Origin of the sequence: Acidovorax sp. Root217, from assembly GCF_001428645.1 — a bacterium.
GTDB lineage: Bacteria > Pseudomonadota > Gammaproteobacteria > Burkholderiales > Burkholderiaceae_C > Acidovorax.
Genome location: NZ_LMIH01000010.1, coordinates 17,842 through 29,146 on the forward strand (window position 1 = coordinate 17,842; position 11,305 = coordinate 29,146).

Annotated in this window: 7 protein-coding genes; 6 read left to right on the plus strand and 1 reads right to left on the minus strand. The window is 66.5% G+C overall.

Going from position 1 to position 11,305, the window contains the following annotated elements; all coding sequences use genetic code 11:
* Window positions 1-225: 225 nt before the first annotated feature.
* The 6 genes from ASE31_RS08385 to ASE31_RS08410 all read left to right on the plus strand — a co-directional run bounded on the left by ASE31_RS08385 (window position 226) and on the right by ASE31_RS08410 (window position 9,757).
* Window positions 226-1,050 (plus strand): carotenoid biosynthesis protein, encoded by an 825-nt coding sequence (locus tag ASE31_RS08385; protein ID WP_057201196.1) that lies wholly within the window; start codon window positions 226-228, stop codon window positions 1,048-1,050.
* The gene (locus tag ASE31_RS08390) at window positions 1,047-2,495 is read left to right on the plus strand and encodes an oxygenase MpaB family protein (RefSeq protein WP_057201198.1); all 1,449 of its coding nucleotides are present in this window, start codon (window positions 1,047-1,049) and stop codon (window positions 2,493-2,495) included. The genes ASE31_RS08385 and ASE31_RS08390 overlap by 4 nt, the downstream gene beginning before the upstream one ends.
* A 20-nt stretch (window positions 2,496-2,515) precedes the next feature.
* Window positions 2,516-4,318 carry a diguanylate cyclase gene (locus ASE31_RS08395; RefSeq protein ID WP_057201373.1) on the plus strand — a complete coding sequence of 601 codons (1,803 nt, stop codon included), beginning with the start codon at window positions 2,516-2,518 and terminating at the stop codon, window positions 4,316-4,318.
* Window positions 4,319-4,575: 257 nt separating this feature from the next.
* Window positions 4,576-6,357, plus strand: coding sequence for a diguanylate cyclase (locus ASE31_RS08400; protein ID WP_057201199.1), 1,782 nt, complete (start codon window positions 4,576-4,578; stop codon window positions 6,355-6,357).
* 2 nt (window positions 6,358-6,359) lie between these two features.
* Complete coding sequence (locus tag ASE31_RS08405; protein WP_057201201.1) at window positions 6,360-8,153, plus strand: diguanylate cyclase; 1,794 nt, start codon at window positions 6,360-6,362, stop codon at window positions 8,151-8,153.
* 104 nt (window positions 8,154-8,257) lie between these two features.
* Window positions 8,258-9,757, plus strand: a complete 1,500-nt coding sequence (locus tag ASE31_RS08410; RefSeq protein WP_057201202.1) for an FAD-binding oxidoreductase — start codon at window positions 8,258-8,260, stop codon at window positions 9,755-9,757.
* Window positions 9,758-9,808: 51 nt separating this feature from the next.
* Here ASE31_RS08410 and ASE31_RS08415 read toward each other — a convergent pair whose 3' ends face one another.
* Window positions 9,809-11,137, minus strand: a complete 1,329-nt coding sequence (locus ASE31_RS08415) for a diguanylate cyclase domain-containing protein (protein WP_057201203.1) — start codon at window positions 11,135-11,137, stop codon at window positions 9,809-9,811.
* Window positions 11,138-11,305: the final 168 nt, after the last annotated feature.

An 11,305-nucleotide genomic window follows, 5' to 3' on the forward strand; every position in this document is an offset into this window, starting at 1 on the left:
CACAGCCGGGAGCCGGGACCTTTTTGCACATGGAGCGTCCCCTGAATGGGGTGCGTTCCTAATCCTTCCTGTCTATTCACGGGTGCGCGCAATTGACGCCACAATGGTGAACCGAAAAATAGAGGGGGAAAAGCGCGCTGTTGGCGGATTCTCAGGACAAAAAAGCGGGGGATCTGTCGCAACAATCCCCTACACTGGGGTTTTGTAACAGCGTGTACACGTTTCATGCCTGCTTCCAATTCACTGACCGTCCGTCTGCCGGTGCTGATCTTCGCGCTGGTATCCGCCTACCTGATCTACACCTCGATAGGGCCCGGTAAAGGCGTCACCCTGGCCATCGCCATCGCCTCGGTGCTGATGTTCGCCGCCACCTGGGCCAGTGCCGCCCGTTTGTTGGGCGCTGCGGCTGCGCTGCACTTTCTGGTGATTTCCGTCTCCCTGGGCTGGTTTGCCGAGCAGATGGGCAGCACCCATGGCTGGTTCTTCGGCAGCTACACCTATACCGACGTGCTGGGCCTGCGCTTCGTAGGCGTGCCTGTGGTCATCCCGATGATGTGGTTCGCGCTGACCTATGCGGGCTATGTGATCAGCAACCTCATCGTCTGGCAGGCACCGGTGGACGGCGCGCCCGGGGTGGGCAATGCGGTGTTCCTGTCATTCCTGGCGGCCATGATCGTCACGGCCTTCGATCTGGGTGCCGACCCCTACCTGGTGTACGTGCTCAAGGCCTGGATCATGACCAAGACCGACGGCGCCTGGTTCGGCGAGACCGTGCAGGGCTTCTTCGGCTGGGTCTTCGTGAGCTTCTGCATCATCTGCGCCTTTCGCTTTTCCACGCGCAAGATGCCGCTCAAGGCGGGCTCGGTCAACTTCCTGCCGCGCCACGCCACCGTGCCGCTGGGCATCTACAGCGCCGGCATCGTGTTCCAGGTCTTCCTGGGCCACCCGGTAGAGATCAAATCCATCGCTCCGTTTGCCATGGGCATACCGCTGCTGTGCGCCCTGGGTGGCCTGCAGCGCTGGCGCAACCAGTTGAAAGCCGCACGATGAACGACCACAGCACGCCCGCCATCTCGGATGCGGCCCTGGCCTCCATGCAGCGGCATGCGGACCCGCTGGCCGATGGCACCATCGACGACATCCTGGGCCCCTGGCCACCGGGCATCCCCGACAAAAATGCAACCCAGTGGGTACGTATCAGCGCCGTCAACGAATTGTTTGTCACCTGGACCACCAACGCCAGCATTGACGACTGGCAGGCCCCCGCAGGCACGAACGAGGCGATAGCCGCTGCCCTGCAGGGTTACCTCGCCGCCGGCCAGGCGCTGCCCGACTGGGCGGACCAGGAGAAGATCAAGCGCGCAGAGAAGCTGTTCTTCGACCACGGCGCGCTGTCGTGCATCCTGCTGTTCTGCGCCAGCCTGCCCGAGTGCTATGTGATTCCCGATCTCTCCAGCGTGCTGCACACCGCCGGCCAGCTGGAGCAGCACACCGAGTACCGCATCCGCTCCACCGCTGCCATGATCTTCCCGGTGATGATGCATGGCGGCCTGACCAGCGACGACGGCGCAGGCGTGGCGCAGATCCTCAAGGTGCGGCTGATCCACGCCACCATCCGCAACCTGATCATGCGCGGCGCACCACAGACGGCCGTGAAGGACCTGCTGGCGCAGGTGAACATCGTAGGCGCAGGCACGCTTGGCCAACTGCCGGGCCTGCCGACCAAGCCCACGATGTACCAGGCGCTGTTCGCGCGCGGCTGGGACCTGGCCCACGACGGCCTGCCCTGCAACCAGGAAGAGCTGGCCTACACGCTGCTCACCTTCGGCTATGTGTTCCTGCGCAGCATGCGCCGCCTGGGCATCGGCCTGCCGCCAAACGACGAGGAGGCCTACCTGCACGCCTGGAACGTGGTCGGCCACATCCTGGGCATCGAGCGCGGGCTGATGGTCGAGACCATGGACCAGGGCAAGGAGCTGATGGCCCGCATGCAGGCCCGCGGCCGCGCCGAGCCGGTGACGCCCGATCCCCGCCCAGGCCTGGGCCAGGCACTCATGGCCACCATGGCCAACTCCATCCCCTGGGACATCGCCAAGCCCTTTCCGCAGCTGATGACCCGCTTTCTGTGCGGGCGCGCCACGGCGGGCGACCTGGGGCTCACGCAGAGCGTTCCCTGGTCGTCGGCATTGCTGTTCTGGGGCGTGCTGCTGGTGGCCCGGGTTATCGACTGGGTGCTGCGCCTGGTGTTGCCGCGCTTTTCCATCGTGCGCACGCTCACGCGCATCCTGGGCTACCACTTCATGAGCCGCGTGCTGATGAGCCAGACCCGGCCGTTGCAATTGCCCAGCGAGCTGCTCAACCAGGTGGACGGTGTGGTGCACAACTGGAGCGACGACCCCAATGCGCCCAAGTGGATCAACCGCATCGAGGACCGTTTCACCAAGCACGGCAGCTGGAGCGTGAACCTCTCCAACACCGCCGAGGACGCGGCATAGTGAACCGCTGCGGCCCCACCATGCCCGCCCCCCGGCAACCGCGTCCACGCGGGTGGCGGGCCGCTGGCGCGCGGTGGTGCCGCCTGGTGCTGGCATGGCTGGCCTTGCTGCTGCTGGCCCCGCTTGCGTTGAGCGCCCAGGCTGCGGCCCCTGCACTGGTGCTGCAGGAGGGCATCCCCAGCAGCGAGCTGTGGCCACACATGACCCTGCTCGTGGACCCCACCCGGCAGCTCACGGCGCAGGAGGTGCTGGCGCGCCTGCCGGAGTTCGAAGCGCCCCGGGGGGCCGCCGGCACGCTGGGCGTGCGCCAGGATGCGGTGTGGCTGCACGTCCCGCTGGCGGTGGCGCAGGCACCGGGCCATCCCTGGATCGTGAACATCGACTACCCCGTGCTGAACGAGGTGGACTTCTACCTGACGCAGGGCGGTGCGGTGGTGCAGAAGGCCTTGCTGGGCAACCTGCGCCCCTTCTCCGAACGGCCGCTGCGCGGGCGCACGCACTCGATGATGCTGGACCTTCAGCCGGGCCAGCCGTATGGGCTGCTGGTGCGGGTGCGCACCGGTGGCGCCATGATCCTGCCCATGTCCATCAGCAAGGCGCCGGTGCTGCTGCCGCTGGCCCTGCGCGAGCAGATGTTGCAGGGCCTGCTGGCCGGCCTGGCCCTGTGCCTGATGGTCTACAGCCTGACCCAGTGGGCCAGCCAGCGCGAGAAGCTGTTCCTTTTCTACGCCCTGCTGGTCATCGGCAGCGCAGGCTTTTCGCTCCAGTTCTTCGGCATCGGCAGCCAGTTCCTGTGGAGCGACAACCAATGGATGGAGGTCCACGCCGCCAGCGCTGCGGGGCTTTTAGCCCTGGGGGCCTCTTTCCTGTTCATGGGCTACGCCCTGGCGGGGGACAATCCGCAAAGCCGTTTCCTGCGGATCATGCAGGGGGGCGGCGCACTGTGCGGCCTGGTGGGCATCGCTTTCCTCGCCGACCTGATCGACACCCGGCAGGCCACAGCCTTCCTGAGCATCTTCGGCCCGCTACCCTCGCTCATCAGCCTGCCGCTGGCCCTGAAGAGGGTGCGCCAGGGAGACACCGTGAGCGCCACGCTGCTGGCCGCCTGGATCGCCTACTTCGTTGCGGCGGCTGTGATGGTGGGCCTGGTTCAAGGCTGGGCCCGACTGTCGTTCTGGACCCTGCACTCCTTCCAGATCGGGGCCACAGTGGACATGCTGCTCTTTCTGCGTGTGCTGGCACTGCGCTCGGAGGCCCTGCGCCAAGCCACCGACGATGCGTTGCGCGAGCGCGATGCCATGCGCGCCCTGGCTTACACCGACGCGCTCACCGGTCTGCCCAATCGGCGCGGCCTGCAACTGGCCTTGAACTCGGCCATCTCCCTGTGCGCCCCCAACCGGCTGGTGGCGGTGTATCTGCTGGACCTCGATGGCTTCAAGCCCATCAACGACATGCACGGCCATGATGTCGGCGACGATCTGCTGGTGGCCGTGGGCCACCGGCTGCAGGACCATGTGAGGCGCAAGACGGACGTTGTCGCGCGCCTGGGCGGCGACGAATTCATCATCATGGCGGCTGACTTGGTCCGCCCCGAGCAGGCCGAGGACCTGGGCAACGCACTGCTGCACTCCTTCCGGGAACCTTTCGTGATGAGCCACCTGCAGATGCACGTGGGCCTGACCATCGGCTATGCCCTGGCCCCCATCGACGCCGCCGAGCCCCGGGAGCTGATCCGCCTGGCCGACGCCGCCATGTACAAGGGCAAGCAAAGCGGCAAGCACTGCCTCGTCCGCAACGAAGCCAGCGTAGCGCTGCCGGCCTGACCCCATGCGCCAGCCAAGCCCCGCCCCCCTGCTCGGCACGCGTTGTGCACGCATCCCGCCTTCCGAAGGCATACTGGGCAACCACCGCCTACCAAACGGCCCTACAGGCCTGCCGCCACCGAGCTTGCGCCCTGCCCCCTGACCACCATGTCCAGCGCCTCGTCCCTTTGCATTGCCGATGCCTGGCACCGGCTGCCAGCGCCACCCCAATGGTGGAAGGCAGACCCTGGGCATCTGACCACCACTGCGAACCATCAATGAGTGTGCTGCACTGGTTCATGCGTTCGATGGCCCGCCGCGCTGCGATGGCCTGCGTGGCCGCGCTGTGTCTGCTCATGCTCCCGACACTGCCCGTGCACGCGGCCACCCCGCTCGTACTCGGCCCCGACACCCAGAGCCTGGACGCCTGGAAGGTGATCACAGTGCAAGCCGATGCCTCGCGTGAGCTCACGGTCCACGACATGCTGGGGAGGATCGACCGGTTCGATGAGCCGGCCCGCCGCGGCGGCGCGCTGGGCCTGCGACAGGAGGCCATGTGGATGCATTTCCCCCTGGTCACGCCCGCCACCTTCTCTAACCAGTGGATCGTCAACATCGATTACAGCTCCCTGCTGGAGGTGGACTTTTACCTGGCCCGGGACGGCGAAGTGCTACAGCACTCCTTGCAGGGCTACCAACGCGCGCCTGGCAAGGAAGCCGGCGCCAGCCGGACTCCGGCCATGGCACTCGACTTGCAGCCGGGGCAGCGCTACGACGTCCTGATCCGCGTGCGCACCCTGGGGCCCATGACTCTTCCCATCACGGTCAGCGAAATGCCCCACCGGCTGAAATTGGCACTGCGCGAGCAGATGCTGCAAGGCCTGCTCAACGGACTCGCCTTCTGGCTGCTGCTGTACAGCCTGCTGCAGTGGGTAGGGCAGCGTGACCGCCTGTTCGCCTACTACGCGCTGGTGGTTTTCGGCAGCGCGACGTTCTCCCTGCAGTTCTTCGGCATCGGCGTGCAGTTCCTGTGGCCTGGCAATGCCTGGATGGAGGGGCACTCGGCCATCATCGCGGGGTTGCTGGCGCTGGCGGGCTCTTTCCTCTTCCTGGGCCATGCGCTGGCGAGCGACGCACCGCAAGGCCGGTATGCGCGCACCATGCAGGGCTGCGCCGTGATCACAACCCTTGTGTGCCTGGCCTTCCTCCTCGACCTGCTGAGTGTGCGGGCGGCGAACGTCTATATGACCCTGTTCGGCCTGCTGCCCACGGTGCTGAGCATTCCTGCTGCACTGCGCCAGACGCGCCGCGGCGACCCTGTGGGCGGTACGCTGCTAGTGGCCTGGACCGTGTATGCCGTCGGTGCCGGCACTATCGGTGCGCTGAGCCAAGGCCTGGTGCCCGCAAACTTCTGGACCCTGCATGCCTTCCAGTTCGGTGCCACGGTGGACATGCTGCTCTTCCTGCGCGTGCTGGGGCTGCGCTCGGAGGCATTGCGCAAGGCCACGCTCGAGGCGCTGCGCGAGCGCGATGCCATGCGCTCGCTGGCCCACACCGATCCGCTCACGGGCCTGCCCAACCGCCGTGGCATGCAGATCGCGCTGAAATCGGCGCTGGAGCAGTGCACACCCCAGCGCATGGTGGCGGTGTTCCTGCTGGACCTGGACGGCTTCAAGCCCGTCAACGACACGCATGGCCATGATGTGGGCGACGACCTGCTGGTGGCGGTAGGCCAGCGGCTGCAGAACAACATGCGGCGCCAGACTGACATGGTGGCGCGCCCCGGTGGCGATGAATTCATCATCCTGGCCACCGAGCTCACCCGGCCCGAGCAGGCGCGGGAGATCGGCGAGGGCCTGCTGCAGGCCTTCAGGGAGCCGTTCACGCTGCGCAACCTGCGCGTGGGCGTGGGCCTGACCATCGGCTACGTGCTGGCCCCCTTCGACGGCAAGGACGTGCGCGAGCTCATCAACAAGGCCGACGCCGCCATGTACAAGGGCAAGCAGACCGGCAAACACTGCCTGCTGCGCGGTGACGGGCCCATGGCACTCGCATCCTGACCATGCAAGCCGTCTTACGCCACCGCACCACCCACCCGCTGCCTGCATTGCGCAGGTTCTGGCTGGTCGCGGCATGCTTGCTGCTGGGCCTGCTGGCGGGCGCCGGCAAGGCCCATTCGGCAGAGCCCCTGGTGCTGCACGACAGCAAGGCATCCGTGGAACTGTGGTCCGCAGTCACCATGCTCTCCGACCCCACGCTCAGGCTGGGACTCGAAGAAGTGCTGGCGCGTGCGGGTGATTTCGTGGTGCCCCCATCCAAGGGCGCCACGCTGGGCGTGCGCTCGGACGCCATCTGGCTGCGCGCCCCGCTGCTGGTGCACCTCACTTCCGACGGGCGCTGGACACTGGACGTCAACCACCCGGACCTCAACCGCATCGACGTCTACGTGCTCAGTGCCGGCCATGTGACCAAGCATGTCGTTCTGGGCAGCCTGCAGCCGTATTCGGAGCGCCCCCTGCAAAGCCGCTCGCATGCGGTGGCGCTCGAATTTCTGCCCGGCCAGCAGTACGAACTGCTGATGCGCGTGGAAACACGGGCGGCCATGATCCTGCCGATCACGCTCAACAAATCGTCGGCCATGCTCGCCACGGCGGTGGACGAGCAGATGCTGCAGGGCGTGCTCACGGGCCTGGCGCTGTGCCTGCTGATCTACAGCCTGGCCCAATGGACCAGCCTGCGCGAGCCGCTGTTCATCTTCTACGCGCTGCTGATCACCGGCAGCCTGATGTTCTCGCTGCACCTGTTCGGCATCGGCCGGCAGTACCTGTGGAGCAACAGCCTGTGGTTTACCGAGCATGCGGCGGGGCTGTCGGCCCTGCTGGCGACCTGTGGCTCCTTCCTGTTCATCAGCCAGGCACTGGCCGGGGACCGGCCCAATAGCCGCTTCCTGCGCGCCATGCGCTGCGGCGCCGCGCTGTGCGTGCTGCTGGGCCTGGCCTACAGCCTGGACGTGCTGAGCACGCGCGCCATCGCAGCCATCGTGAGCATCCTGGGCCTGGTGCCCGCGCTCATGGGCATCCCGGGCGCGGTGCGCAAGGCCATCGCAGGCGACGGGGTGGGCACCAGCCTGCTGGCGGCCTGGCTGATCTATTTCGTGACCACGGCCGTCATGATCGGCGTCATCAACGGCTGGGTACCGGTCAATTTCTGGACACTGCACTCCTTCCAGTTCGGCGCCACCATCGACATGCTGCTGTTCATGCGCGTGTTGGGCCTGCGCACGCACGCCCTGCAGTTGGAGGCCCTGCACGCCAACCGCGAGCGCGATGCCATGCACTCGCTGGCCCACACCGACCCGCTCACCGGCCTGCCCAACCGCCGGGGGCTGAACATGGCCCTGGCCGCCGCCCTCCCCCGCTGCAGCAAGAGCGACTTGCTGGCCGTCTACATGATGGACCTCGATGGCTTCAAGCCCGTGAACGACCAGCATGGCCACGATATCGGCGACGAACTGCTGGTGGCCGTCACCCGCCGACTGCAGGGCCATGTGCGGCAAAGCGACGTGGTGGCGCGCCTGGGCGGCGACGAATTCGTGGTGATGGCCGGCCACATGTCCAGCACCCAGCAGGCACACGAACTGGGGCTCAAGCTGCTCGACGCCTTTCGCCTGCCCTTCTCGCTCGGGAGCATCCAGGTCCACGTGGGCCTGACCGTCGGCTATGCCATCGCCCCCGACGACAGCAGCGACGCCGCAGGCCTGCTCAAGCTCGCGGACGCGGCCATGTACAGCGGCAAGCAGAGCGGCAAGTTCTGCCTGCGGCGCAACACCGGCGACCTGGCCCTTTCATCGGCATAGGCGGCCGCACGGGGACAGGTGCTACCTGGGGAATCCATTGCTGGTCAAACGGTGTGGGTTCCGTTACACAGGAGTCCTCGCAACTTCCCAACGGATCCTGTGCCATGGCCCATCGCAAAAGTCCCGCCCGCATTGCCAAAGCTGCGCGTGTCGCGCAATTCCATGCCCTTGCCGCCTCGGCAGCCGATGCGGCGGGGGTCACCGGCGAGACCTCCGAAACCGCGATCGCACTGGAATCGCTGGCCCATCTGGAGCACATGCTCGTGGGCCGGGTGGTGCTGCCATCGAGCCCCAGCTACGACAAGGACCGCCAGGAGTCCAACCCCGCCTTCCAGTCGTTTCCCCAGATCATCGTCTACTGCGCGGTCGAGAACGACGTGCTCGAATGCCTGGCCGTGGCGCGCAGGTACAAGGTGCCGGTGGCCGTGCGCTGCGGCGGGCACAGCACGGCCGGTTACTCGGTCAACAATGGCATGGTGATCGACCTGAGCTGTATCCAGGGCGTGGTGCTGGACCCGCCGAACCGGCGCGTGTACGTGCGGCCAGGCACCGACTTCGACCACTTCAACGGGGCCATGAACCACACCGGCTGGCACGTGCCCACCGGCGCCTGCGGCAGCGTGTGCGTGGGCGGCTTCGTGCAGGGCGGGGGCTACGGCTACACCTCGCGGCGCTACGGCATCCAGAGCGACCTGGTGGAGTCGCTGCGCGTGGCGCTGGCCGACGGCAGCATCGTGACGGCCAGCGAAAGTGAAAACCCGCTGCTGTACTGGTCCATGCGCGGAGGCACGGGCGGCAACTTCGGCGTGCTGCTGCAGGTCACCTACAGCATGGTTCCGCTGGACACGGTGTGGGCCTGGTCCATCGGCTGGGACATGTCCCAGGCCGCCAGCGTGCTGACCATGATGCAGCAGCGCTACATGCAAAGCGGCGCACCCGATGCGCTCGGCTACATGATGAACCTGGGCTACTACGGCGGCAAACCGGTGGCCATGGTGCAGGGCATGTTCTGCGGCACGCGCGAGGCCGGTCTGCAGGCGATTGCCCCGCTCATGGCCATCCCCAGCGCGCAGCTGCTGGTGGACAAGACCGGCACCTACCCGGACATGAACGTCTGGCTCGAAGACCACCCCTATTCGCTGCCCGACAACCTGCCCGATGGCATTGCCGAAAGCAAGGCTTCGGGCTACATCAGCCGCCCGCTCACGCCGGCGGACTGGCAGTCCATCATCGACTACTTCCTGACCTCGCCCAACCAGTGGTCGCTGGCCTACCTGGAGCCCTATGGCGGCGCCATCAACCGCTACCCCATCGAGGCCAGCGCCTTCATCCACCGCCGCGTGGATGCTGACCTGGTGGTGGACGTGTTCTGGCGCAACCCCGCGGAGCGTGCGCAGACGGAGGCCTGGCTGGCCGGCTTCATGAAGCTGGTGCAGCCCTTCCTGAACGGGCATGTGTACCAGAACTACCCCGATGCCAGCCTGCAGGATTTCGAAGACGCCTATTTCGGCCCGGCCTACCCCACCTTGCAGCAGGCCAAGAAGCAGTACGACCCGACCAACTTCTTCAAATACCAGCAGAGCATTCGCCTGCCCGCTGAATAACGCCCGGGATGCCCTTACAGCGGGCATCTGCCCCCTGCAAGGGCGGGCTCATCACGTTTGCTGCAATGCGCGCTCAGCGTAGTGCAGCCGCCCCTTGCCGGCGCGCTTGGCCGCATACATGGCCTGGTCGGCGCGGTTCATGAGGGCATCGGTCTCCCCTTCGAGCGGGGGATGCATCGCTACGCCGATGCTGGCGCCGACGTACAGCGCGCGCTCTTCTACCCACATGGGTTCATGCAGCGCGTGGATGATGCGCTGGCCGATGGCGTCGGTCACGTCGCGCGTGACCTCGCGGTCCAGCATGACCAGGAACTCGTCGCCCCCCAGGCGGGCGATGGTGTCGCCCGCCCGCACCGTGGAGGAAAGCCGCTGGGCGACGGTGCGCAACACCTCGTCCCCTGCATGGTGGCCTTCCGTGTCGTTGACGCGCTTGAAACCATCGAGATCGATGAACAGCAGTGCCACCGAACCCGCGTTCTGGCGCACCTGGGCCAGCGACTGTTCGAGACGGCTGTGGAACGCTGCGCGGTTGTACAACCCGGTCAGTGAATCGTGGTTGGCCTGGTAGTGCTGCTGGCGTGCAATCTGGATCTTGGCCGAGACATCCTGTACCAGGGCCATGATGGAGGTCACGCGGCCTTCGGCATCGGTCAGCGCGGAGTTGAACCACTCACAGTGCACTTCGGAACCATCGTGGCGGACGAAGGAGGTTTCGGCGCGGTTCTGTGCCTCCTGGCCCTGTTGCAGCCGCTGCAGGGCCAGGTGCAGGCCTTCGTCGGACGTGTGGCCCAGCAGTTGCGTGAGCGACTGCCCCTCCAGGTGCGCGACCGGCAGCCAGCCCATCAGCTGCACCGCCCGCTGCGAGCAGTGCAGCAGGCGCAGGTCCTGGTCCATCTCCAGCACCGCCAGGGGGCTGTTCTCCATGTGCGACGACAGCCGCTGGTTGGCCGCACGCAGGGCATTCATGGTGACCTGCAGTTCATGCACGTCGAGCGCCGTGGTGATGAAGCCATCGATGACGCCGTTGCGGGCTGGCCAGGGCGTCAGGCAGATGGTGCGCCATTCGTCGAACCCGTAGGGGGTGCGCAGCAGGCGCTGGTACTGCACGCGTTCGCCGCCGAGCACGCGCTCTACAAAGGGCATGAAGCGGGCGCAGTCATGTTCGCCATACAGGTCGACCAGGGTCTTGCCCACGAGGCGCTCGGGCGTGCTGCCGAACCAGCGCGCATATTCCTCGTTCACATAGATCATCTGCAGGCTGCGGTCCACGGCGGCGAGCGTGGCGCCCGCGCTGCGCGTGATCAGATCGAGCAACTCCTCCTGGGACCAGTCCGTATGCCTGGTGAGTGGGGGCAGAATCTCTGGCTCGTCTGGCGTCATGTGGAGAAAGTCCCGGGGGCAAGGATCGTCTACTGGCAGGCCGAAAACAAGGGTCGCGTTGGCAGGTAGCGCAACCATAAGTTACAGCTTATCACTTTCGCAGCCCGCCCATGGCTGCGACATACCCTCAAGTCCGCTACTCGGCCCAGCGCACCCCCCCCCCCCAGG